This window comes from Salmonella sp. SA15303 (genome assembly GCF_029962125.1).
GTDB classification, from domain to species: Bacteria; Pseudomonadota; Gammaproteobacteria; order Enterobacterales; family Enterobacteriaceae; genus Salmonella; species Salmonella enterica.
In genome coordinates this window covers 732684-758405 of the sequence record NZ_CP123924.1, presented here as the reverse complement: position 1 = coordinate 758405, position 25722 = coordinate 732684, and the positions used below count along the sequence as shown (strand labels likewise).

At 49.2% G+C, this 25722-nt stretch carries 20 protein-coding genes; 7 read left to right on the top strand and 13 right to left on the bottom strand.

Annotated elements, in window-relative coordinates; all coding sequences use genetic code 11:
• Positions 1-19 precede the first annotated feature (19 nt).
• The gene (gene ripR, locus QEN31_RS03640; protein WP_000423170.1) at positions 20-898 is read left to right on the top strand and encodes an itaconate degradation transcriptional regulator RipR; all 879 of its coding nucleotides are present in this window, start codon (positions 20-22) and stop codon (positions 896-898) included.
• 47 nt (positions 899-945) lie between these two features.
• On the opposite strand, the gene QEN31_RS03635 is transcribed toward ripR, so the two are convergent.
• Entirely contained in the window at positions 946-2685 is a 1740-nt protein-coding gene (locus tag QEN31_RS03635; RefSeq protein WP_000712459.1) for an arylsulfatase, read from the bottom strand.
• 68 nt (positions 2686-2753) lie between these two features.
• Positions 2754-3938, bottom strand: a complete 1185-nt coding sequence (locus QEN31_RS03630) for an anaerobic sulfatase maturase (RefSeq protein WP_000933432.1) — start codon at positions 3936-3938, stop codon at positions 2754-2756.
• 511 nt (positions 3939-4449) lie between these two features.
• Between QEN31_RS03630 and QEN31_RS03625 the strand changes: the two genes are divergently transcribed.
• Complete coding sequence (locus QEN31_RS03625) at positions 4450-5133, top strand: helix-turn-helix transcriptional regulator (RefSeq protein ID WP_001275362.1); 684 nt, start codon at positions 4450-4452, stop codon at positions 5131-5133.
• A gap of 103 nt (positions 5134-5236) precedes the next feature.
• On the opposite strand, the gene QEN31_RS03620 is transcribed toward QEN31_RS03625, so the two are convergent.
• The 4 genes from QEN31_RS03620 to QEN31_RS03605 all read right to left on the bottom strand — a co-directional run bounded on the left by QEN31_RS03620 (position 5237) and on the right by QEN31_RS03605 (position 9170).
• Entirely contained in the window at positions 5237-5794 is a 558-nt protein-coding gene (locus QEN31_RS03620) for a DUF3156 family protein (protein ID WP_000100106.1), read from the bottom strand.
• Entirely contained in the window at positions 5772-7271 is a 1500-nt protein-coding gene (locus QEN31_RS03615) for an APC family permease (RefSeq protein WP_099949608.1), read from the bottom strand. Before QEN31_RS03615 ends, QEN31_RS03620 begins: the two co-directional genes overlap by 23 nt.
• A 208-nt stretch (positions 7272-7479) precedes the next feature.
• Entirely contained in the window at positions 7480-7854 is a 375-nt protein-coding gene (locus QEN31_RS03610; protein ID WP_001147546.1) for a cupin domain-containing protein, read from the bottom strand.
• Positions 7855-7868: 14 nt separating this feature from the next.
• Positions 7869-9170: an NAD(P)/FAD-dependent oxidoreductase gene (locus tag QEN31_RS03605; RefSeq protein WP_001092814.1), complete on the bottom strand. Its 1302-nt coding sequence runs from the start codon at positions 9168-9170 to the stop codon at positions 7869-7871.
• Between the two features lie 161 nt (positions 9171-9331).
• Between QEN31_RS03605 and QEN31_RS03600 the strand changes: the two genes are divergently transcribed.
• A complete protein-coding gene (locus tag QEN31_RS03600) occupies positions 9332-10816 on the top strand; it encodes an NAD-dependent phenylacetaldehyde dehydrogenase (RefSeq protein WP_001286388.1) in 1485 nt (494 codons plus the stop codon).
• 135 nt (positions 10817-10951) lie between these two features.
• Here the strand turns inward: QEN31_RS03600 and iraD are convergent, their stop codons facing one another.
• The 5 genes from iraD to QEN31_RS03575 form a co-directional block, all read right to left on the bottom strand.
• The gene (gene iraD / locus QEN31_RS03595) at positions 10952-11332 is read right to left on the bottom strand and encodes an anti-adapter protein IraD (protein ID WP_000988938.1); all 381 of its coding nucleotides are present in this window, start codon (positions 11330-11332) and stop codon (positions 10952-10954) included.
• Positions 11332-11817: an Hcp family type VI secretion system effector gene (locus tag QEN31_RS03590; RefSeq protein ID WP_000338754.1), complete on the bottom strand. Its 486-nt coding sequence runs from the start codon at positions 11815-11817 to the stop codon at positions 11332-11334. The genes iraD and QEN31_RS03590 overlap by 1 nt, the downstream gene beginning before the upstream one ends.
• Before the next feature lie 725 nt (positions 11818-12542).
• Positions 12543-13466, bottom strand: coding sequence for a polysaccharide deacetylase family protein (locus QEN31_RS03585; protein ID WP_000540889.1), 924 nt, complete (start codon positions 13464-13466; stop codon positions 12543-12545).
• A 38-nt stretch (positions 13467-13504) separates the two neighbouring features.
• Positions 13505-14383: a carbon-nitrogen hydrolase family protein gene (locus tag QEN31_RS03580; protein WP_001137806.1), complete on the bottom strand. Its 879-nt coding sequence runs from the start codon at positions 14381-14383 to the stop codon at positions 13505-13507.
• A gap of 395 nt (positions 14384-14778) precedes the next feature.
• A complete protein-coding gene (locus tag QEN31_RS03575; RefSeq protein ID WP_000784371.1) occupies positions 14779-16083 on the bottom strand; it encodes an MFS transporter in 1305 nt (434 codons plus the stop codon).
• Positions 16084-16487: 404 nt separating this feature from the next.
• On the opposite strand from QEN31_RS03575, the gene uxuA reads away from it, so the two are divergent.
• The 3 genes from uxuA (at position 16488) to uxaC (ending at position 20679) form a co-directional block, all read left to right on the top strand.
• Positions 16488-17672, top strand: a complete 1185-nt coding sequence (uxuA, locus tag QEN31_RS03570) for a mannonate dehydratase (protein WP_000815487.1) — start codon at positions 16488-16490, stop codon at positions 17670-17672.
• A 110-nt stretch (positions 17673-17782) separates the two neighbouring features.
• Complete coding sequence (locus QEN31_RS03565; RefSeq protein ID WP_000437132.1) at positions 17783-19255, top strand: fructuronate reductase; 1473 nt, start codon at positions 17783-17785, stop codon at positions 19253-19255.
• An 11-nt stretch (positions 19256-19266) separates the two neighbouring features.
• On the top strand, positions 19267-20679 hold the full coding sequence (gene uxaC / locus QEN31_RS03560) for a glucuronate isomerase (RefSeq protein WP_000190182.1): 1413 nt from the start codon (positions 19267-19269) through the stop codon (positions 20677-20679).
• Positions 20680-20978: 299 nt separating this feature from the next.
• On the opposite strand, the gene QEN31_RS03555 is transcribed toward uxaC, so the two are convergent.
• Complete coding sequence (locus tag QEN31_RS03555) at positions 20979-22037, bottom strand: methyl-accepting chemotaxis protein (RefSeq protein WP_000475246.1); 1059 nt, start codon at positions 22035-22037, stop codon at positions 20979-20981.
• 669 nt (positions 22038-22706) lie between these two features.
• Positions 22707-24563 carry a bifunctional glutathionylspermidine amidase/synthase gene (gene gss, locus QEN31_RS03550; protein ID WP_000033690.1) on the bottom strand — a complete coding sequence of 619 codons (1857 nt, stop codon included), beginning with the start codon at positions 24561-24563 and terminating at the stop codon, positions 22707-22709.
• 226 nt (positions 24564-24789) lie between these two features.
• On the opposite strand from gss, the gene yghU reads away from it, so the two are divergent.
• A complete protein-coding gene (gene yghU / locus QEN31_RS03545) occupies positions 24790-25656 on the top strand; it encodes a glutathione-dependent disulfide-bond oxidoreductase (protein ID WP_000774852.1) in 867 nt (288 codons plus the stop codon).
• The last annotated feature ends 66 nt before the right edge of the window (positions 25657-25722 follow it).

Genomic DNA, 25722 nt, shown 5'->3' with positions numbered 1-25722 from the left:
ATTGCTTTTGGAGATGAGGATGGAACTGCGCCATATTCGCTATTTTCTCGCCGTCGCTGAAGAGCGGCATTTCACGCGGGCTGCGACAAAATTAGGCATAGGTCAGCCGCCGCTAAGCCAACAGATTAAGGATCTGGAAAGAGAGCTGGGAGCGCAGCTATTCCGGAGAGTGCCTCATGGCGCGGAATTAACCGAGGCTGGAAAAGCATTTTATGATGTTGTTAAAGGGATGCCTGCTACCGCGACAAGAGCCGTGCTGGCGGCGCAGCGTGTCGCCAGGGGGGAGTCGGGCGTGTTAAGGGTGGGTTTTACTGCCTCTGCGGCATTTAACAGTGTGGTGCCCGGCGCAATCCGTACTTTCAAGCGGGCTTATCCTGACGTTCGTTTGCAGCTTGAGGAAGGAAATACAACCCAACTGGCTGATGAATTGAATGAAGGATCGCTGGATGTTGCCTTTCTGAGACCCGGTTTTACAGGCAATGAACGGTTCCAGCTCAGGTTACTGTCTGAAGAGCCAATGGTTATTGTGCTGGCAGAAACGCATCCTGCTGCGGCGTGTAAACAGATTGCACTCTCGATTCTCAAAGATGAGTTTTTTTTACTCTTCCCACGTGAAATCGGCCTGTCGCTTTATGACGCAGTGATCAAGGCCTGCGGTAAAGCGGGCTTTGAACCGAAAATTGGTCAACTCGTGCCGCAAATTTCGTCAGTCATTAACCTTGTGTCGGCAGAGATGGGCGTGTCGATGGTTCCAGATTCAATGAGACAGGTTAATGTCAAGGGAGTAGTATACCGCCCCGTTGCAGACCAGATGCCCGTCGCAAAACTGGCTCTGGCATACCGGCGCGGCGATACATCGCCAACGCTGAGAAACTTCATCCTGAAAGTCACTGGCTGAATGCGGTTATGTGAGCGTTGAATAATCATTTGAAACGTAACCAATAATTATTGGTCCGATTTTGTGTCTAAAGGAATCGCTAACGGAGCAGGAACTGGCTGCAATGTCTGTGGATCGACAGCCAGATAACGCCCGGTTTTACTGTCGATACCCACATAATCGATAAGCTTGCCTTTGGCATAAAGCACCATTGTCTGTTTTGCAAATGCCTCATATGCGCTGCTCAGTATTTTCACTTTATCCGCATAATTTGCTGCGAGATTATGCGTTTCCAGGGGGTCACGTTGCAGGTTGAATAATTCCCATGGCGCATTACCCGCCTGTGGGAATACTGTGACAAGACGACGCAATTTCCATTCCCCATCTATCCAGGCCGCCTGATTATGGAGTTCAACACCATATTGTGTGCGAGGCGCGTGCAGACTTTCACCGGTCAGATAGCGTTTAAAACTCACGCCGATCATTGGCAGTGTCGGTCTTTCAGATAATGATTTACTGGCATCAATACCTGCAAATTCATAGAGCGTGGGCGCAACATCATACGCCGCCATCGTGGCGTTATCTATGGCGCCATGATGGATGATACCAGGACCGGAAATCATAAAACTGGTATTAATTCCCCCCTGACCGCTGGTCGTTTTGTGATAGCGACCATAAGGCGCATTGCTGACATCAGCCCAGTGGGGACCATAAGAGATAAATGAATTTTTACGACCAATATTTTCGTAACGATTATCGAATTGCTTCCAAAAATCCGGTTCAGATTCATAGTGAAAGCCCTCCGCCGGATTCACACCATTATCACTTAAGAAGACCAGAATCGTGTTTTTATCGCGCCCGGTCTTTTTTAACGTCTCAATAACGGTGCCGATCTGTGCATCCATATTGGCGATCATAGCAGCGTAAACCTGCATCACCTTCGCCGTATATTTCTGCTGTTCCGGGGTCATCGCCTGCCATTCTTTATCAAGTTCCAGTCCTGGCAGAGGTATGTCATCACGCAGGAAACCCAGTTTCTTCAAACGAGCAATACGCTGACGATAGACGTCTGCATAGCCCTGTTCATACTGACTTTTAAAACGACTAATCCATTCATCCGGCGCCTGCAGAGGATCATGTGGCGCAGTAAAGGCCAACCACGCGAAGATAGGTTGTTCCCGTGGCGTCTCGCTGATCCAGCGATTAATCTGGCTGGCATAGGCTTCGCTGGAGTAAAAACTGGAGGGCAGTGAAATGCGCTGATTGTCACGGGTATAATAGGTATGAAATATCTCCACGGTTCCCAGCGGCACGGCATCATCAAAGTGACTGGCGCCTCCCCCCATCAAGGCGAAAGAATGACGAAAGCCCCGATCTTTTGGCGTCGAGCCTGGCGTAAAACCAAGATGCCATTTACCCGCCATCAGCGTATTGTAACCAGCATCTTTAAAGCGTTCAGCCATGGTCGTCACCCGATCAGTCAGGCGCAATTCATAGCCTTCCTTACCTATGGTATTTTCATACCACCACATACCGCCTATACCCGCTTGCTGACTGGTGTTCCCGGTTAATAGCATCGCACGGGCGGGAGCAGACATGGGAGACGTGTAATATTGACTCATCCGCACGCCGTTCTCAGCCATCGCCTGCAAATTAGGCGTTGGGATTTCCCCACCGAAGGGAGTGATATCAGAATATCCCATATCATCAGCGATAATCACGATAATATCAGGACGTTCGTTTTGCGTACTGTGCGCCGTACCGGAGAAGATAATGCTAAGTGTGGCAAGTGTTACTTCTTTTTTCACGGCTTATTCTCCATTTCAGACTACGGATGTTGTACAAGAGCGGCGGGCAAATGCGGCAAGAGGAACCATCAGCCCGAAAATCTACCCATAACGTCAGCACGCCAGGCTTTCAGTCCATTCAGATCCCGGGGCCAGGCGCGTAGCGGAGCCAGAATCTCCGTGAAAAAAGAGTAATAGCCGCTACAAAGTCGGTTGTAGCCGGCACTGTTGATATGTGCGGGGCAGCCTCCCTGGCAGACTATTTTCACAGAACACCGTTGACACTCCCGGCGCTGGCTTTTCTTAATACCAAAGGGAAGCCGGGTTGCGGAATCTACGGCTGGCGCTAACGTATTATTAGCAAGCTGTCCCAGGTAATGCTGGCTATTAATCAGATGATCGCAGGCATAGAGTTTGCCGTCCGGCTCCATGACCAGATTCGTTCCGCAGCGGGCGGAATGGACACAGGTGGCGCTGATATGCGTAAAATATTGTGCCCATGCCTGTTCAATGTTGATCACAAAAACCCGTCCCATATCGCCGCGTTTGCGCCATTGACGCCAGATATCAATCATGAAACGTCCCCAGTTATCCGCACTCAATTGGTAACGTTGCTGTAGGGCGTTGCCTTCGTTCATCAGTGGCTGAAATTGCAGATAACGAACGCCAAGGCTAACAACATGATCGTAGATGGCTGCCGCATGGCGAGCCATGTCATCATGCACGACAATCAGTACATTAAAATCGACTCGATAGTGTTGTAACAATGTGATTCCCCGCAACACCGCCGGATAGCTGGCCTCGCCGCGTTTGCCCGGACGATGATGATTTTGCAAGTCTTCACTGCCCTCAAGACTGATGCCAATAGTAAAATTATTGTCGCGAAACAGACGGCACCAGGCATCGTTTAACAACGTCGCATTCGTTTGCAGACTATTACTGATCGTCACGCCGTCAGGCGCATATCGTTGTTGAAGCGCTATTACCTTTTTATAAAAACCGATTCCGGCTAAAAGCGGTTCACCGCCTTGCCAGACAAAATTAATTTCACGCGCACTGGCAGGTTGCGCCGCAATATAGCGACAAATAAAAATCTCCAGCGTTGATTCATTCATTTTTTCTACGGGCGTTTCGCCCTGTGGATAATAACAATAGCGGCAGGCCAGATTACATGCAGGGCCTATGGGCTTTGCCAGAATATGAAAGGGTATCTGCGCGCGATATTCCGTCATTACGGGGATTTGTTGTTGCCGTAATGTGTTGAGATTCAACATTATTCTGTCCTGTAGTTATCATTTCTGATGCGGAGACATGACTCACATTTCGCAATAGCGTTCGTCTGGCGCTGCGGGCAGAATGCCGAGAGCAGGCTGTATCTATTGATACGCCGGTTTTCTGCATAGCGCATGACGCTATTGAAACGTTATTTAGCAAATCCTGTCTGAGCCAGAAATTAAGTCTCTGTTAACCTGCGCTATTACAGAAAATCATAGAACAGTCGTCTCAAAAGAATATCGTCCTGAAGGACGAGAACTCACGGCATTTTCAGGAGATGAGTCAACCGCGACAGAAAAAAATCATATTAATAATTTTAAATTATTTTTTAGAAAACCAGACAGGATTTAAATTAAAATCATTTATTTTCAAGATGTTATAAAAAATACCGCAACATACGTCACATTATTAACATGTGAATGATTGTGTTAACCGAATGTAAATTGTATGTTTCAACATACCACTATTTTACTGCGCCCCGACGCGCTCATCCGGATGGAAGGAGATAACATGTCAGCCTTATCAACTACTGGCCATAATGACGGGATCACTCTCCATTGCTTACAGAGCATTGCGCAACTCATTCCTCTGTCGTCGGCGGTTTTTTATCGTGTTAATGCTTATTTAAAGCCAGAAGCCTATGTTTTACATAACATTTCTAATAGCACACACCAACAATATCTGGAGCATTTTCAACCATTAGACCCGCTATCGCCTTCCCGGTTCGGCCAACAGGTTGTTACCGTAGCGACGATGACGCCCGGTATCTGTGCCCGACATCGCCATTATTATCATGAATTTATGCTACCTAATCATGTGTGCGACATGATTGAGATCTTTATTCGTCGGGGCCATCGTATTATCGCGGGCATTTCATTAATGCGCGATATACCTTTTTCCAGCGAAGAGCGTTTGCGAGCCCAGGCAGTACAACCATTACTGGGACTGGCGATTCATGATTCTCTTCAGGAAGACAACGATCTGGAGTCAATATTGACCGCCAAAGAGCGTGAAATTGTGGGAATGGTCTGCGAAGGGGCCAGCAACAAATTGATTGCCCGTCAGTTGAATATTTCTCTCTCAACAGTGAAAACGCATTTACGTAATATTTTTGCTAAAACAGAAGTGATAAATCGCACGGAACTGGTTTCCCGAACCAGAATGTCTTCGGTACAACATGCACAGCATATGTGAAAGCGTGCTTTTTAACCCGCGTCAATTGCGGGTCTTTTCCCCATTGTCATATATGCCTGAATTAATACCACTCTCTGATCTGATGCCTCAATAAAATGTCATATTATCTGGCGTCGGTATCCTGTTGCAGCCATTGATTCATGGCCTGATTGATCATATTTATCACACTAAGCAGAAGAACACGCTGGTGCCGCTCAAGCCGCAGATAACGGCGCAGCGGCGGCATTTTACAAACTACTTCGCTAGCAGCCCATAGCTCAATGCTGCAATACCATTCCTTATGATGTAAAACCAGCGTAAACCGACGATAATCCAGTTCACTCAGTGCCTGTTGTAAATTGGGGAAACAATTAAGATAGTTAATCAGCCCGGCGGTACTTTTGCTGCCAGTAAAAATGACGGGATAACGTTTCAGCCATCCGGGCTGATGAACGCGAATTTTGCCCTGCAAAGGATAATTGATTGTGCCTTTCACCCTGAATTCACAACTGTGAATACTGGCCATGAATAACCGTTTTTGCTGAGCATGGCAGATAACCTGGGTAAATGCATTCAGATGCAGCACGGCGCTATGTTCGGTCAATTTTTCACAACGCCAGCCGCTCAAATCACGTAACACCATGTTCATTAATGTGCTCTTAAACCAGGGGACGGAGGACATCTGGCGTCATCTCTTCATTGTTTCGCTTTTCATAATTGCCCATAGCCCGTTCCACGACCTCTTCTACCGGAAGCGGGAGGAAAGGATTAACCCGTTGCACACATAATGTCCAGAATAAGGCATAGGCGGCAGTCAATCCAAGCATAATACCGAATGGTATAAGTACATCCCGACTGTTCATTCCTGGAGGCGCGATATTAATAATGGCGATAATAATACCCACGCTCGAAATAATCTGAGGTAAGGGAAACCAGGGGGCCCGGTAAGCGCGTGGTAAATCGGGGCGCCGAATACGTAAGATAACGACCGATAACGTTACCAGCAGATAAGCTACTCCCCAGGCGCAGACCGCAGCGAGGATCAGCGGAACAATGTGGTCGATATCACCGTTCAGATACCAGGCATGTAAACAGGGAATCGCAACACCGAATGCGATGGCGATGACCGGTGTTTTAAAGCGGGGGTGCAACCAGGTCAGAAACCGCGGCAAAGCGCCGTCCAGCGCCATGCCGTATATAATACGCGGTACTGCCGCCATTAGCGTATTAATCGTCGCACATCCCGCTAACAACAACCCCACGCCCAGCCAGTATTGCCCGACATGTCCCATGACACGATTGGCAAAGGCGGGAATAGCCATCGGCGTATCCAGTAAAAAGATATGGTTTGCCGCATCGACCACCACATTATTTACCTGCCGGTTAATCGCAGCGCCATAGAGGAACATACAACCTGCCACCGCTAAAAGGCCAAGCGCCATCGCTCTGGGAATCGTACGATGCGCTTTTTTAATTTCCGGCGCCATTGGCGTGACCAGTTCACAACCGACGAACATAAACATCGCCATGCCAATATAACCAAACAGACCAGAAAGATTACTGACATCAAGCGGTGCGCCAAACCACCCGGAATGATGAGTGACCGGGGATAACAGGATCCCGCATAAACCGAAGATGGTCAGGGTAGTCCACATACCGAATGTAAGAAACACTTCCACCTTGCCAAATACTTCAACACCAATGGCATTCAGTAACCCGAAAACCACTACCATGCCGACGCCAACCATCCAGGTATTGTGCTGCATGGCCACGTGTTCGCTAACAGACTCAAAGTTCACCAGCGCCATGACGCCAGCGAGAATCGTTTCTGCCGTGCCGGCAAAAATGTGTACGATCAGGTAAGCGCAAAGCGCACCGGTGATAGCGAAAAAACGCCCCATCCCGCAGGAAATATAGTCGAAGACGGAGCCAGTCGTGGGAATAAGCGTTGCCGCTTCGGCAAAGGTGGTAATCTGCGCTTGCATCATAATAAATGCCAGTAATACCGCAAGAGCAAAGGTATCTCCCCCTGAGCCAAAACCACTGGTCACGGTCAGGATCACCGGGCTTGCCATAATCAGCCCGACGGAGCTGGCAAGCGTCGTGGGGAAACCAATAACGCCACGTTCAAGATGGCTGGCAAGTCTGTTTTTAAACATGGTCAACCTCTTCACTATTATTACAACAATAAATTACCGCTCCGGAATAACGCTTATTTATGGCAGGCACCGTATCTAACAGGTATCGTCCTGAAGAGGGATAACGGTAAATAACGTTGTGACGCCGTCCCCGCATGCGCTAATAGCAAGTGGGGAGCGCGTTATTCTCCCCAGTGATGCCAACGCTACTGACGAACAATTAAAGGATTCAACCCTGCTTATGGCTTTCAACTTTTGCCAGATAATGTTTTACAAAACGGGGCGTTAAAACTTTCCATGCCACTTCGGTTCCCTGTTCAACAAACCAACTATCGCCTGGTGAAAAACGTATCGGTTCCTGACCCGCAACAGTGAGTTCCACTTCCCCTTCCAGCACGGTTGCGTGCTCGGTAAAGGGATAAATCATAGTGAAACCGCCGCGGGTCGATGAAAACAGTCCACAGGTAAATACGTCCTCAGGTTTACCGTAAATCATCGCAACGGCGACCTGGGGATCGCCTTCTGTTGGCAACGCCCCCAACAGGCTGACACTCCCGATTGGCTGTAATTCAGGAACAGGTTGATTGAGTTTAAAAGCTTGCATTAATGTTCTCCTGGTTAATTCCGGCCTTTCCAGAAACCGGCTGTTTGATGTATCAGTTTTCCCGCACTGACCAGCAATAGACGTAGACTGTCGCGACCATAAATTGTCGCGTGGGGAATGCTACTCATCAGACGATACCGCTCGGAACCGCCATTTATTCCTTCGGCCAGGATTTTGCATACAATATGGGAAGGCGTGACGCCAAATCCGGAATAACCCTGAACATAAAAAACATTATTGTGCTCACGAAGCGTGCCAATCTGCGGAAACAGATTCGCGCTACAGGCCATCGGTCCGCCCCAGGCAAAATCGATTTTAACGTCTTTCAAATAAGGAAAGACCTCCGTCAACAGAGTGCGGTTCCAGGCAGCAAAATCGTGCGGGGTATATTCAAGAAACCTTGTGGCGCTGCCAAACAGCAGACGGTTTTCTTTTGTGAGACGGTAGTAATTTATCACCGGGCGGATATCACTAAAAGCCCCGCGCAAGGGACTGATCCGCTCAACAAGCTCGCTGGAGAGAGGTTCTGTAGAGACCTGATAAGAATAAGTAACCAGCGTTTTCTTATAAATTTCTGGTTCCAGATTATTGAGAAAACTATCACAGGCCCACAGCAATTTGGCCGCTTTTACGCTGCCCATCGCAGTACGTACCCGCACAGTTTTACCGTAACTGACCTCAACCACAGGTGAATATTCGAATATCTTCACCCCCAGCGAATTCGCAGCCTGAGCGGAGCCCAGCAATAAATTCAGCGAGTGGACATGCCCTCCCCCCATATGCTTGAGAACACCGCAGTAGACGTCGGAACCGATAACCTGCTGCACGTCTTTACCGGTATAGAGTTCAATATCGTCTTCCGGCGTAGCGGCTTTGAATTCTTTTTCCCATTGTTGCAGCGTTTTTAACTGCCGCTGGTTGTAGGCCAGATAACCATATCCGGGGACAAAATCAGCATCAATATGGTATTTACGAATTCGCTCCCGAATAATGCCTGCGCCGAGGTTCGAGATTTTAAACAGCGTCTCCATTCCCGCTGCGCCTACATATTTTTTAACGGCTTCGATGTCGTGACCTATACCGGCCATCACCTGACCGCCGTTTCGCCCGGTGCCGCCATACCCAAGATGGCGGGCTTCCAGAACGACAACATTAGTGATCCCCTGCTCCGCCAGTTCCAGCGCGGTATTGATGCCTGAAAAGCCACCGCCAATGATCACCACATCGGCATCAATATCGTCTTGCAGAGCAGGAAAATGCAACGGGTATTTTTTCGTCGCGCCGTAGTAATTCAACGCATCGATTTTTGTATTCATCGCGTTACCTTGTCATCACGCTTGACTAAGACCGCTATCACAGCACGGTAACGTTTTACAAAATATCGTCCGGAAGAATGACGTTCTTTGGAACGATATTCAGTTCCAGGCAAGTATGTTGAGATGGAAAAACGTACATTCCTGACCTACAGGCACTTCTGATGAGCGACGTGACATTACTTGCCGAAGTAACGACTTTTTTACGCCAACGACACGGACAATTTATTGCAGGTGAACGTCAGGCCGGAAACGGCACGAACTTCTCGGTCACTAACCCAGCCACCGGCAAAATCATCGCCGACGTTGTGTCGGCAACCCCTGCGCAGGCAGAAGAGGCCATGCAGAGCGCCAGACGGGCGTTTGATGTCTGGCGTAAAATGCCAACGTTACAACGCGGCGCATTACTGCTGAAACTGGCTGATACTCTTGCCGCTCATCGTGAAGAGTTAGCTCAACTGGAAAGCGTCTGTTCAGGTAAAACGATTATGCTGTCGCGCGGTCTTGAACTCGATCAGTCAGTGGCCTTCCTGCGTTACTTTGCCGGTTGGGCAGGAAAAATAACCGGTGAAACGCTGAATGTCTCCCTGCCATCAATGGGAGAAGAGAGATACACAGCGTTTACCCAACGCCAACCCATTGGCGTGGTCGTCGGTATTGTGCCGTGGAATTTCTCAATTATGATTGCTATCTGGAAACTGGCCGCAGCGCTGGTATGTGGCTGCACCATCGTCATTAAACCAAGTGAATATACCCCGCTGACACTGCTGCGAGTCGCTGAGCTGGCTAAAGAGGCAGGTTTCCCTGATGGCGTAATTAACGTGGTAAACGGTGCTGGCGGTGAGATAGCGCAACAGCTGATCGCGCATCCAGATTGCGCCAAAGTGAGTTTCACCGGGTCAGTCGCGACAGGTGAGAAAGTCCGGCGTTCGGCAACATCGTCAGGAAAACGCGTTACCCTCGAACTAGGAGGGAAAAATGCGGCGCTGTTTCTCAATGATCTCACGGCACAAGCCATGGTCAACGGTATTCTTGAAGCCGGTTATCTGAATCAAGGGCAAATTTGTGCTGCCGCAGAGCGTTTTTATCTGCCCCAGGAAAAACTGGATACGGTCATGACGCTCCTCAGACAACGGTTATCGGAGATCGTGCCCGGCTCGCCTTTAGATGAAAAAACGGTGATGGGCCCGCTGGCGAATCAGGTTCAGCTTGAAAAAGTGCTGCGTCTGATTCAACGTGCACGGGAAGAAGGGGATACCATTGTTTATGGCGGTGAAACTTTACCCGGCGAAGGGTACTTTTTACAGCCGACAGCGGTAAAAGTGCGTAGTAAAAACAGTACGCTGATGCACGAGGAGACCTTTGGCCCTGTCTGTAGCTTTATCGGTTATCAGAATGAAAAAGAGGCGCTTTCGCATATCAACGATTCGCCATTCGGCCTTGCTGCAAGTGTGTGGTCGGAAAATATATCTAAGGCATTACGCTACGCTGAAGATATTGATGCTGGCATGGTGTGGGTCAATATGCATACCTTCCTCGATCCCGCGGTACCCTTTGGAGGGATGAAAGGATCGGGCATAGGTCGTGAATTTGGCAGCGCGTTTATTGATGACTATACCGAACTTAAATCTGTCATGGTCCGTTATTAACCATCCTGAAAATGATGCAGGCAGATCAACCATACCGAAAGGTGGACTGTCTGCCTGATTATCAGGTTCGCTCGCTGCGTTTTTTTGCTTTTGGGATAATGTTAAACGCCCGGCCCGGCGTTCCTTCCTGCATTACTAGCGCCATCTACCGTTAGAGTAGGCTATCTCCAGCCTTAACGGTTCAGACTCATCCTGTAACATCGCTTCCAAAGACAACGCCAGCGTCTGATGATGGGCATCTTTTACACTGACTTTCAGCATATTGATGCTCGGTTCATAACGTAAAATAGCAGCGCGAAGCTCACGGCAAAACCAGTTGAGAACCCGTTTGTCACCCACATTCACCTCGTGCCATTCCGGCATACCCCGAGTGAGCAGCGGCGGTAATGTCTCGCCACCTGGCACGGCGCAAGAGTTGAATAAACACATTAACTTGCGTCGTACCAATTCATGTGGGCTTATCCCCTCAACCAAGAGCCTGTCGAATAGCGCGACCGGAATGGTTGGTGTCATCATCATTTCCCTATCTGGTTCATCGCCAGATCCCATACTGACGTTCTGGACTCCTGCTGAGCGCCGTCTGATTTCTCGGCAGTGATTTGCCATTCGATTTTCGTGAAGTTCAGCGACATCGTTTCCACCGGCTTACCGCCGGCGCCGCCGCTAACACTGAGTTGTGATATCAGCACGTTTGTCAGGGTATAAACGATAAGCGACCGCATTTTGCCGTCGTCATTGCGGCACAACGTCAGCACCGCGGTTCTAATTAGCCTCCCGCTACAGCAGTACTCATTGAGCACAGGCGTGGCGAGGTCGACAAATTTGGTGAGCGACATTTCACCAACATGCGCGCGCCCGGAAGTCCGCTCAGTGAGGCTAACATCGTTATTTACCTGCATTGCCACATTGTGGCTATAAGACATGATCTCTATCTGATCTTCAAAGCCTTCAACCTGGCTTTCGCCTTTGATATTGTCGAGCTTTAAAAAAATCGCATCCATGATTTATCTCCTTGTTGATCAGGTGGCAGTTCAGCAGCCAGACGAATACCGGCGGCCAGCGCTTGTGACTCTTATTAAAAGCGCAACGACCAAAAAACACAGCGTGAAAAGCGCCAGGTTTGCAGGGATTTTGCCGACGTTTACCCACGTCTGATGAACGTTATTCCGCTGGTTGCAAAGCAATAGAGGGTTTTGGCCCGCTGTGGCCAAATACAATTGAGGTTATACTGAACGCTCTCTGCCATATTCAATCCCTTTTATCGCAAAGTATCCCTGGTGCCGGTATCACAGCGTCGTTATTCAAAAATTGACATTTCAGAATAATAATCAGCTATATATAAAAAACACATCAAAAAGCAAATATCAACTTAATTTTTACTTATTTAATAAAAAAATCCAAATTGATTTACATCAATTAACACACACAAAAACATTAAAAATCAAAGGGTTAAATGAAAATTAATCACTATGGAAATTTTATTTTTCTTAATACTCACATTATAAATGTTATTTGCTTATTATCCTGTGAAAACTAAAAAATGATTTAAATCAAAAAACAAACTATTCTCGTTGATTAACGTTTTGACCGAAATAAAAAAGATTTTATACGTCCCGGGATAGTCTCCCTTTCTGATGGACAATATGCATTAACGAGCGGGCAAACAGGTAACTTCTGCCCGGGTAATCCGTTACCCGACTGATATTAACATTGTCATGAGGTGATATCATTTGCCCGGCCAGCCATAATCATCCGGAACCGGCGCTACGCCACGAACATCAGGACGGAGCATTTTTTGTCGATCCTCTTCGTCATCCACCCAGACACTGGCTATCTCTTCACAGGTTGCAAACCATACGCCATCATGCCCTTTAATATGTTCAATCAAACGTAACAACATCATCATATGATGCCCATGACCGATTATCTGCGGATGAAGAGCCATCGCATATAAACTGTTTTCCTGATGGTGATAAGCATAGGTAAAAATATCCTTCCAGCGTCGCAGAACACCGTCAGTATCGCTCATCCCCTCCTGGTTGCCGGTATACGCCAGTGCGGGAAAATCATCCAGATACCAGCTAACAGGAATTTCCAGAATCGCGCTGGCCGGGCCTGCGATATTTCCCGTCTCCCAATTCACCTGCCAACGTTGAGGATGGTAAGGCACAAGATCTCTCGCCATCAGGCTACTGTCATAGAGAAAACCGGCTTCCTCCAGAAGATCCAGCGTATTCTCGCTATAATCCCAATAGGGAGAACGGTATCCCACAGGGCGTATGCCGAAATGTCTTTTATAACAGGCGAACGCCAGATCCATAAGTCGGCGTTCTGTATCACGATTCACCAGCGTCGGATTTTCATGATAGTAGCCATGGTGAGCGATTTCATGCCCGGCATCAAAAATTGCTTTAATGATTTCCGGGAAGGTGTCTACAGTGTGTCCGGGAATAAAAAAGGTGGTTTTGATATTATTTTCTTTGAACAATTTCAGAAGCCTTGGTACGCCAACTTGAGCACCAAACTCTCCTCGTGACATAAAGGATGGCGACGGTCGATTAAATCCGCCCAGCCATAAAGACTGAGCATCTACATCAACACCAAGATTGACCGCAATCCTTTTACCCTCAGGTAATTTTAAATATCCCATAACGACCTCCAGCTAATACATAGAAGGGACACATTCTGTTATTTAATGTGTGATGGCCAGATATTATATATGCCTGCTTTTCTGCGTCTGTCCTTGAACGTTGTTGCTGCCCCCCCAAGTCTATTTTCATATAGAACATCGAGGTTAATTTCTCCTGAAATGACATCCTCTTGATTGACGTGCGCCTCTGCGATAATACCTTGTGGATTTTTCCACACGACATCACAGGGGCTTAAAATTGAACTTCGGGCCCAGCAGCCTGGCAGTGGCCCGCCCGGGTTTCCTCCCAGGCAACAGTGAACAAGATAAATTTGATTTTCAATACAACGTGCGTGGCAACAATGCCTGACTCGCCAAAATCCCTGTTCAGTAAACGTAGCGGAAGGCGTTAAAATTAACTCCACACCCTGTTCCGCCAGCGTCGCGGCACACTCCGGTATTTCTGCTTCATAACAAATATTAAAACCCACCTTTGCAAATGGCAGTTGAAAAACAGCCATTTTATCGCCTTCCTGAGTATACCAACCCCGTTCAGCCGGGAAGATATGCGTCTTACTGTGAGCATAATGTTCGCCATCGGGTCCCCATATATGCGCAACATTCTCATAGCGATCTGCTCCAGTCTGCTCCAGATGAGAGCCAGCAATAATGAACTGTCCTCTTTCTTTCGCTTCCTGTTGAAAAAGCTGCTTATAGGCATCCGTGAACTGATCAATTAAAGTAAGGTGTGAAATGGGTCTTTCTTGCCATTTTTTCAATAGTGTAAATAGCTCAATGGTAAATAGCTCCGGGAAGATAACGACATCAGCTCCCTGACTTTTATTAAGAAGTATCCTTACCTTTGTTATGAAATCTTCAAAAGTGTTTATTTCGGTAACAATATACTGACAGGCTGAAACAGTAAAATTACGTGGCATCGTGATATCCCCGGCATGAAATTTAAACTTAAATTAACGTATAGCGCATGGAGAATATTAGGGAGTGGACATTACGACATCAGGTTATTTTTTGTGAAGCTGCGAAAAATATATGGAGAAAAGAGTAGAAGCATTGAACCTTTATTTACATAAAGGGGACTTTATCGATGATCGCAGCGAGACAGAGAGTCGATAAAAATCCAGGCGAAAAACAATAACCCTTACCACAATATTATTTTCAGCATCTGAAAATAATCAGGCAAACTAAATGATAACGCGCTGGTATAAAACCAACGCGTATTTTTACCGATAAGGGTAATGAAGACGGCCACCCGAAGGTGGCCGTTAGAACCCGGTAGCGCTTCGCTTATCAGGCCTGTGAAACCGAGACAGCTTTAGCGGTGAGACGCCAGCGGCTGTTCCGTCATTGGCGGGTGGTGCTTTTCCGGATCTTTAATCAGTACCCACAGGATGATGGCGCCGATAATATCGAACAGACTGAGTGCAATGAAGAACGGGCCGTAACCGATAATAGCGACCAATGCCCCCATAAACAGGTTGAAGCTTAACTGTCCCATCCATGCCGCAGATCCTGCCAGACCGGCAACCGTCGCGACCTCATTTTTCTTGAACAGGTCAGCGCTCATGGTAATCACGACGGTAGACAGCGTCTGGTGCGCAAAACCGCCAATACTCATCAATGCAATGGCGACATACGGGTTAGTCGTAATGCTGACAAAACCGATCGAAATCATCAAAACAGCGCCGATGGTAAAGCTACAACGACGCGCATTGATCGTGGTCATGTGCATCTTTTCCATGAAGAACTTCGCCAGGAAACCGCCTGCAACGCAGCCGAAGTCCGCCGCCAGGAACGGCAGCCAGGCAAACATGGCGATCTCTTTTAACGGCAGATGCATCACGTTAATCAGATACAGCGGCATCCAGAAACTCAGCGTTCCCCATGCCGGGTCAGCAAGAAAACGGGTAATCGCCAATGCCCAGAAGTTACGCTTTTTAACGATCTCTTTAACGGCCGGTTTTTTATTATCGTCCTGGAGATAGCTTTCCTGGCCGTCTTCGATATAACGCAGCTCTTTGTGGGTGATCCACGGGTGTTTATTTGGCGAGTTATAAATCAGGAACCAGGTGATGGCGAACAGCACGCCGATCCCACCGGTAATCACAAACGCCATTTCAGTACCGATGCCGCTATCAGCAAAGGTCAGCATCGCCCAGACCACCAGCGGCGGCGCCAGCATCGCGCCAATTGAAGTACCGATATTAAACAGGCCCCCCGCAATACCGCGTTCTTTCGTCGGGAACCATTCGGCGCTGGCTTTAATCCCGGCCGGAATCGCTGACGCTTCGGTTAGCCCCATCAGACCACGCAGAAATGCCAGACTTATCCAGCCGCCGGCCAGCGCGTGCGCCATGTTGATCAGCGACCACAACAAGGCAAAGATAAAGAAGCCGATTTTCAGTCCGATGACATCCATCAAATAGCCGGTGATCGGCTGCGCAATGGTGTAACAAAGCTGGAAGGCGCTCACCACCCAGGAATATTGTTGCTCATCAAAATGGAGTTCTTTCATCATCGCTGGCGCCGCAACGCTAAGCGAGCTACGGGACAGGTAGTTTACGATGGTCCCTACGCAGACCAGGCCGATAATCCACCATCTTAATTTTGTCATCTTCATGATAAAGCCTCGTTAAAAAACATTAGCTCCGCGCCGTCTGACCTGTAGCGGGAAAACTGAAATCACAAAAATTGGTTGACCAATCAATATTTTCTCATCCGGACCGGTCAAAATCTGGCGGCAACTCCCGCCTTTAATATTCTTGAAATAAATACATCAACTCATTTCAAGTTGAATGGTGAATGCTTTCCACCCAGCAAAAATTGACACAGATCAAATAAATAAAATTGGCAGACCGTGAATGATGATATTTGTGATTTGGTTAGCCAATTTAGACAATAAGGTTGACATGAGAAAAATTTTGGTTGAATTTAGGGGGCAGAACGGGTTTACAAAGCACGTTTCGAAGTTGGCTGGCAATGGGTCAACCACGAAGACGTTATCGCAAGAAGAGGAAACGAGATATGAAACAAACCTGGCGCTGGTACGGACCTAACGACCCGGTAACGCTGTCAGATGTACGCCAGGCTGGCGCAACCGGCGTGGTAACGGCGTTACACCATATCCCGAATGGAGAAATTTGGTCGGTAGACGAGATCCAGAAACGTAAAGCTATCGTTGAAGAGGCGGGTCTGGAGTGGTCTGTGGTAGAGAGCGTACCTATCCACGAAGATATCAAAACCCACACCGGTCAGTACGATTTATGGATCAAAAACTACCAGCAAACGCTGCGTAACCTGGCGCAATGCGGTATCTATACGGTTTGCTATAACTTTATGCCGGTACTGGACTGGACACGTACGGATCTGGAATACGTATTACCGGATGGTTCCAAAGCGTTGCGTTTTGACCAGATTGAATTCGCCGCGTTCGAACTGCATATCCTGAAGCGTCCGGGAGCAGAAGCCGACTATACGGCAGAAGAGATTGCTCAGGCAGAGCGGCGTTTCGCCACCATGAGCGAGGAAGACAAAGCACGTCTGACCCGCAACATTATTGCCGGTTTACCTGGCGCGGAAGAAGGCTATACGCTGGATCAGTTCCGTCAACACCTGGCGACGTATAAAGATATCGATAAAGCAAAACTGCGTGAACATTTTGCCTATTTTCTGAAAGCCATTATTCCGGTTGCCGACGAGGTTGGCGTGCGTATGGCCGTTCACCCTGACGATCCGCCGCGCCCTATTCTCGGCCTGCCGCGCATTGTCTCTACCATTGAAGACATGCAATGGATGGTGGAAACCGTTAATAGCATGGCGAACGGCTTCACCATGTGTACCGGATCTTACGGCGTGCGCGCCGACAACGATCTGGTTGATATGATCAAACAGTTTGGTCCGCGCATCTACTTTACGCATCTGCGCTCTACGCTGCGCGAAGAGAATCCGAAGACCTTCCACGAGGCCGCCCATTTGCACGGCGATGTGGATATGTATGAAGTCGTTAAAGCGATTGTGGAAGAAGAGCACCGTCGTAAAGCCGAAGGTAGCGACGATCTGATCCCAATGCGCCCGGACCACGGTCATCAGATGCTGGACGATCTGAAGAAGAAAACGAATCCGGGTTATTCCGCCATTGGCCGTCTGAAAGGGCTTGCGGAAGTCCGCGGCGTCGAACTGGCTATCCAGCGCGCTTTCTTTAGCAAATAACCTTCTTTCGCATGGCGCGACGCGTCATGCGATTTCCCCTACTCAATGCAATAGCAACATGCCTCGCCCCGGAGATCGCGGGCGAAGACGTCGAATGACAGGAGTTTGCAATGGAACAGAATATCGCCACCGCCCAGGTTTCCGTCGCCCGCCCAAACTGGGACAAATCACGTCTGGTATCCCGTATTGTGCATCTGGGCTGCGGGGCGTTTCACCGCGCGCACCAGGCGCTCTTTACCCATCATCTACTGGAAAAGAGCGACAGCGACTGGGGCATTTGTGAAGTGAACCTGATGCCGGGTAACGACGCGCGGCTGATCGCGAACCTGAAAGCGCAAAATCTGCTGTACACCGTTGCAGAACGCGGCGCAGAAAGCACCGAACTGAAAATTATCGGTTCAATGAAAGAAGCGCTACACCCTGAATTCGACGGTCATGCAGGGATTCTGGCGGCAATGGCGCGCCCGGAAACCGCCATCGTCTCCTTAACCGTGACCGAAAAAGGCTACTGCACCGACCCCGCCAGCGGCGAGCTTGATGTCAATAACCCGCTGATCCAAAACGATCTTGCCCATCCACAGCAGCCTAAATCCGCCATTGGCTATATTGTCGAAGCGCTAAACATGCGCCGGGAGCAAGGACTGAAAGCTTTTACCGTGCTGTCGTGCGATAACGTGCGCGAGAATGGTCACGTCGCGAAGGCTGCCGTCCTCGGCCTGGCGAAAGCTCGCGATGCCGCCCTCGCCGCATGGATTGCCGACAATGTGACCTTCCCCTGCACCATGGTTGACCGCATTGTTCCGGCAGCGACCGAAGAGACGCTACAACTGGTTGCCGACCAGTTAGGCGTTTATGATCCCTGCGCTATCGCCTGCGAACCCTTCCGCCAGTGGGTCATCGAAGATAACTTTGTGAATGGTCGCCCGGACTGGGATACCGTCGGCGCGCAATTCGTTGCAGATGTCGTACCGTTTGAGATGATGAAGCTGCGTATGCTTAACGGCAGTCACTCTTTCCTCGCCTATCTGGGTTATCTCGGCGGGTATGACACTATCGCCGATACTATGACTAACCCGGCTTACCGTCGCGCGGCGCTGGCGCTGATGCTTGATGAACAAGCGCCGACGTTGTCAATGCCGGAAGGCACCGATCTGGAAGGGTATGCGAATTTGTTGATTGCGCGTTTCACTAACCCCTCGTTGAAACACCGCACCTGGCAGATCGCGATGGATGGCAGTCAGAAACTGCCGCAGCGTTTGTTGGACCCGGTACGTCTGCACTTGCAACAGGGCGATGACTATCGCCGCCTGACGCTGGGCGTCGCCGGATGGATGCGTTATGTCGGCGGTGTCGATGAGCAAGGTAAAACCATTGATGTCGTCGATCCGCTGCTTGCACAGTATCAGGCGATTCATCAGCAATATCAGACGCCGGAAGAACGCGTTCGCGGGCTACTGGCCATCGAGTCTATCTTTGGCAACGACCTGCCGAAGAACCACGAATTTGTGCAAGCCGTTACCGACGCTTACCAACAGCTATTGCAGAATGGCGCGAAAGCCACGGTAGAAGCGCTGGCTAAGTAAGGAGATAAATCATGGCTACGTTTATGACTGAAGATTTTCTACTGAAAAACGACATTGCCCGCACGCTGTACCATAAATACGCCGCGCCCATGCCGATTTATGACTTCCACTGCCATTTAAGTCCGCAGGAAATCGCCGACGATCGCCGTTTCGATAACCTCGGTCAGATCTGGCTGGAAGGCGACCACTATAAATGGCGAGCGCTACGAAGCGCAGGCGTGGATGAGTCGCTGATCACCGGCAAAGAGACCAGCGATTATGAAAAATATATGGCCTGGGCCAATACCGTACCAAAAACGCTGGGTAATCCGCTGTATCACTGGACGCACCTTGAACTACGCCGTCCATTTGGCATTACAGGTACGCTGTTCGGACCGGATACCGCAGAAAGTATCTGGACGCAGTGTAATGAGAAACTGGCGACGCCGGCCTTTTCCGCGCGCGGTATTATGCAGCAGATGAATGTGCGGATGGTCGGAACCACCGACGACCCGATAGATTCTCTGGAATATCACCGCCAGATAGCCGCCGACGACAGCATTGATATTGAAGTCGCGCCAAGCTGGCGCCCCGACAAAGTTTTCAAAATCGAACTGGACGGCTTTGTCGATTACCTGAGGAAACTGGAAGCGGCGGCAGATGTCAGCATTACCCGTTTCGACGATTTACGTCAGGCGCTCACTCGCCGCCTCGACCATTTCGCCGCCTGCGGCTGCCGCGCGTCGGATCATGGCATTGAAACGCTGCGATTTGCGCCGGTGCCCGACGACGCGCAGCTTGACGCCATTCTGGGCAAACGTCTGGCTGGCGAAACGCTGAGCGAACTTGAGATCGCCCAGTTTACCACGGCGGTGCTGGTCTGGCTGGGCCGCCAGTACGCCGCGCGCGGCTGGGTGATGCAGCTACATATTGGCGCGATCCGTAACAATAATACCCGAATGTTCCGCCTGCTGGGGCCGGATACCGGCTTTGACTCCATTGGCGATAATAACATTAGCTGGGCGCTCTCCCGTTTGCTCGACAGTATGGATGTGACCAATGAACTGCCCAAGACTATCCTCTATTGCCTGAACCCACGTGATAACGAAGTCCTGGCGACCATGATCGGTAACTTCCAGGGGCCGGGAATTGCCGGAAAAGTGCAGTTTGGTTCCGGCTGGTGGTTTAACGATCAGAAAGACGGTATGCTGCGCCAACTGGAGCAACTGTCGCAAATGGGACTGTTAAGTCAGTTTGTCGGGATGCTGACCGACTCCCGCAGTTTCCTTTCTTATACGCGACATGAATATTTCCGTCGTATTCTCTGTAACCTGCTGGGACAGTGGGCGCAGGACGGAGAGATTCCTGATGATGAAGCGATGCTAAGCCGTATGGTTCAGGATATCTGCTTCAATAATGCCCAACGTTATTTCACGATTAAATAATCGCTATTAATCTGTGAGCACAGGTTTCAGGTATTTTGAGAGGCAGGAAGGCGGTAAGAGAGTGAGAAATTTAGCAGTAACGCACTTTTCCAGCCAAAGTCTGGCCGCCGATAAAAAGCAAAGAGGTTACTGATTAATCCCGAATCACTTACTAAGGTAAGTGATTCGGGTAAACAAACACAGCCATCTTCTGCGTCATGCTTTTTTTCTCTGTCCGGAATAACTCCAGTGCAGAAAGAGTGATACATCAGTCCTGTTGATGATGGATCCTGTGGGTTATACGGTAATAACTTATGACTTCACAGTGTGGTTTCTTTTAACAAATCGACAGCCAGCATTTCCAGCTGGTTAACCACCTCATTACTGGATCGCTCCATTCTGTCGAGTTCTTGCGACATCGCATTCATATCGCCTGCGGCAAAATAGTTCAGCGCAGAGTGACCAGCGGTATGCACCTCTTTATGCGGCGCTTCCAGACTACGGAAACTGTAGTAATTGCTAAACTGCTGCCCTTCAAAACCGTAGTACCATTTCCCCAGCCGACACTGATCGTGCATCGTTATTTTACTGTTTATGTCTTTATTTAAGAGTAATTTGTAGACTTCCATTTTCCAGATAACATGGTCAACTTTGACAATATTCAAAAACTGCACCGTAGAGATGTACTGCATGACCGATTTCATGCTCAGCGATTTATCGATGACGATGCCAATAGACTCCACAATTTGATTTATGTTAGTCGTAATATTATCAATAACCGGCTGTTGGTTATCCAGCACCTCACTCACTCTGGCCGTATTATCTTTGATTACAGAGGTTAACGTACTGACGCTTTTCGAACTGTGTTTAACATCTTCGGACAGGTTTTTCACCTCTTTCGAAATAACGCTAAAACCACGCCCGGCATCCCCTACGCGCGCGGCCTCGATCGCGGAGTTAATCGCTATCAAATTGGTCTGGTTAGCGATCTTCTGTATCTCTTTAATACACGCATTAATTTGCGTTAAGGAGGTATTTAAGTCGCCCATACGACAGCCAATATCCGATGAAGTCGTGCCAATTTCGGTGATAAATTCCACGAGCGATTTTAATGAACTTCTGGCTTTATCATTCTGTTCATTAAGTTCATTAATGCGTTCTTTTTCAATGTTGAGCTGCTCACAGGATTTAATGATGGCATTACGAATGATATCGATCGTCGAGATCCCCATCAGAATTTTTTGACACAGTATCCGCTCATAAGGCTCAGGAGTATCCACCACCACGTCAGACGCATTAGCGCCAGATTCTGCTGCTGGCGGCGGTATTTTGACAACATTATTATTCCAGTGGCGCAAGCCTAATACTTTTTTAAACATATACCATTCTCCTTATTATATGTGGACATCCTGATCTATGCCTGGATAAAGTATTATCAACTCATGCTAACATAATGAAAAATCGGCTGTCATCTGCCATAACCATACGCTCACCAGAATAAGACAAAACGTCCACCAAACTTAAATAATTACAAGGTAAACTATTCAACAATACCATTAATAGTCATGATGGAAGTCGCTTCGCTTTATACGGAAATATTATTTACAAGGCTGACAATAATAGCTGAATAATAATTAACTGCATTTACTTAGGTGTATCTATATCTCGGCCCGAAGATTGCAAACAGGGTTTAAACGCAAACTTTTGCAATAGAAAAATAACCTAACGTAAACTTTTTATATGACCAATAATATCATTTGGACTCATCAATATATTATGCTGTCCGTTTACCAGCCAAACAGGCATGACCTAAATCCAAAGGAATGGGGGCAGCGTAACCAGCCGCAAAAAGTATCGATTAGTCGAAAATCAGGAAACGGATGCGCCAACGAGGCGAGCGTCACCGCCTGCGTCAGAAAAGTTAAGAATAATTTGTGATATTATTTCTCATATGTTACCAGTAAATGGCAGGCTGATAGCCCTTCGCTGGTAAACACAACAGGCGGGATATCGGCACCCACGCCGATATCCCGACGAGAATGACCCCGTTACGCTTTGATGACGATTAACGGTTCAATATCGCTCTCTTTTTTAATGACTAATGAATCATCGCCGCGCAGGCACGTACCGCCGTAGTTACCGCCCACGGTAAACGTACAGACCTGAATATACTTCCCGGCGACCTTCGGCAGGCACCACAACTGCTGATAGATATTTTTCTGCGTGGCGAACTTGCCGCTGGTTTTATCCAGTAGCTCTTCCTGATGGCTCACCAAATCGATATTACTACCGCAACGTCCGGCTATCGGTTTTACCGCATAGCCGGTCTGCACCAGCTCATCGTTAACGGTAAAATCCGTGTCGAGCAAATAGCGATGATGCGGGAACAGCGACCACAGGATAGGCAGGATCGCTTTGTTGCCCGGGATCACCGTCCACAGCGGTTCAAACACCAACACTTCCGGGCGCAGTAATACATCAATCAGCCGGACTTCATTTTCCGGGTGCCCGGTACGAATAGGCACTGCGGCATACTCCGTCTCGCTGACTTCGCGTATCTGCTCCATCGCCGTTTCCCACGCCCAGGTTTTCCAGACACAATTCACCAGCCGTCCGTCGCCATCGATCAACTGCCCGGCGTCATCCCAGCGCAACTCGCCCAGCCCGCGGAGGATTTTGCTCGCGAAGCCGGCCTGATGCAGCGCCTGCTGCATAAACTGCGCGTGATAGTCCTCCTCGATATCATCATCCTGCATGATATGGACGAAAGGACGCGCTTTACTGTGTTTCCAGGCGCCTGCCAGCTCGTTAATTAAGCCCTCTGCCGGGTTATGCCCTTTACCGGTATAGCCCTGCTCAGCCCATTTTTCGAGAATTAATCCCGCTTCGGTATGGCATGATGCGGAATCGGCATTGTATTCATAGACTTTCAGCCCGCGTTCATCCATGCAGAAATCCATACGACCGGTGATCATATGGTGACGACGGCGCTGCCAGGAGAGGCGCAGACGCGGCCAAAGAATTTTGGGGATATCGAATAGCGCCAGCAGATTATCGTCTTTTAAAACTTTGTCCGTGGCGTGCAGGTACATCAAATGCAACTCATTGGTCGCTTTGATAAGCTCCTGTTCAGCGCTCTCGGTGATGGTAAAATACTGGTACGGGTCCTGATTGATAACGTGCCCGTTCGCCTGTACATAGGCTTTTTGTAACGGATCGCGCTCATCCAGCCACTGACCGTCAAACTGACCTTTCTCTGGCAGTCTTGCGCCGCGAATCGCCAGCGACTGATTCGCGATGTCAGGCTGTGACAAACTGTATTGCGTGTCGTCGGTCTGGATCATCCAGCCTAAAATCGTCGTGTCATCAAAGGTGTCGCGCAGGGTGTAACACCCGTTTTCTACGACCATTTCCAGTTCGCGAGTCCACTGCTGCCCTGGCGGCAATGGCGTGTGGATAACGTTTTGCTCAGCAATACGAATTTTGTTATCCAGGAGTTGGGTGATAATCGCGACGTGCCCGGTTTCGTTAAACTCGCCGCCCTTTTGCCAGATGAGCAGCGCCCCGGCCTCCGGCGCGCGCGGCGAACCGTTCGGGAAGGCCTGCAAAGGCAAAATATTGTCATTCACGACCTCGCGCAGAAAACGTAGCGAGAAGATTTCCCAGGCCATGCCGACGTCAGTAAAAACAACGCCATAATTCAGAAAGAGAAAACGGCGGGCAAATTCCACGCACTGCCATTTATGCCCCATGTATTCATCGTCGATGTAGCTACGAAAAGCTGCGTCGTCGTCGTCCCACGGATCGAGGGAATTGTAATCTGAAGAGTAGATCGCTACGCCGCCGGGGGCGTAACCCAATAATGTCCCGAAGGGGGCATCCTGACTGGTGGTTCCTTTGCTCATGCACTTACCTCAAAACAAGACCGCCTGAGCAGCCTGGCGTGATTTCGCTCTGATTGTCTGCTCTGTGACACTAACCGGACAGAGGTCGACATAATCATACACCTCAATAAGGCACACTGAGGCCAGAAGGTTAAAATTTCACTCGCCGGAATGTCCCAATCGGTTAAATGTCCGGTTAGCAAGCTGCTACACTGCTTCAACACCACCACTGTGAAGGCAGGTCAATATGGCAGATAATACTTATCAACCCGCAAAAGTCTGGACGTGGGATAAATCCGGCGGCGGCGCGTTCGCTAACATTAATCGCCCGGTTTCCGGCCCGACGCACGACAAAACGCTGCCCGTCGGCAAACATCCGTTACAGCTTTATTCGCTGGGGACGCCTAACGGCCAGAAAGTGACTATTATGCTGGAAGAGCTCCTGGCGCTGGGCGTGACCGGCGCCGAATATGACGCCTGGTTGATTCGCATCGGCGAGGGCGATCAGTTCTCCAGCGGCTTTGTTGACATCAATCCGAACTCAAAAATCCCGGCGCTGCGCGATAACTCACACAACCCGCCGATTCGAGTTTTTGAGTCGGGCGCAATTCTTGTTTATCTGGCGGATAAGTTTGGCCATTTCCTGCCGCAGGATCTGGCTAAGCGCACAGAAACCCTTAACTGGTTGTTCTGGCTACAGGGCGCGGCGCCGTTCCTCGGTGGCGGTTTCGGTCATTTCTATCATTATGCGCCGGTAAAAATTGAGTACGCCATTAATCGCTTCACCATGGAAGCCAAGCGTCTGCTGGACGTGCTGGATAAGCAGTTAGCTCACCACCCGTATGTCGCGGGAGAAGAGTACACTATTGCCGATATGGCCATCTGGCCGTGGTTCGGCAACGTGGTGCTGGGGAATGTCTATGATGCAGCGGAGTTTCTGGATGCCGGAAGTTATCAAAACGTACAACGCTGGGCGAAACAGGTAGCCGAACGTCCGGCGGTAAAGCGGGGGCGCATTGTCAACCGGACCAACGGCCCATTGAACGAACAGCTTCACGAACGCCATGACGCCAGCGACTTCGAAAACCATACCGAAGATAAACGTCAAAGTTAAACCATAATGCCGGATGGGGTAGTAATGTCGTCATCCGGCATGGTATTCCCTGCTGACGCTTCGCTT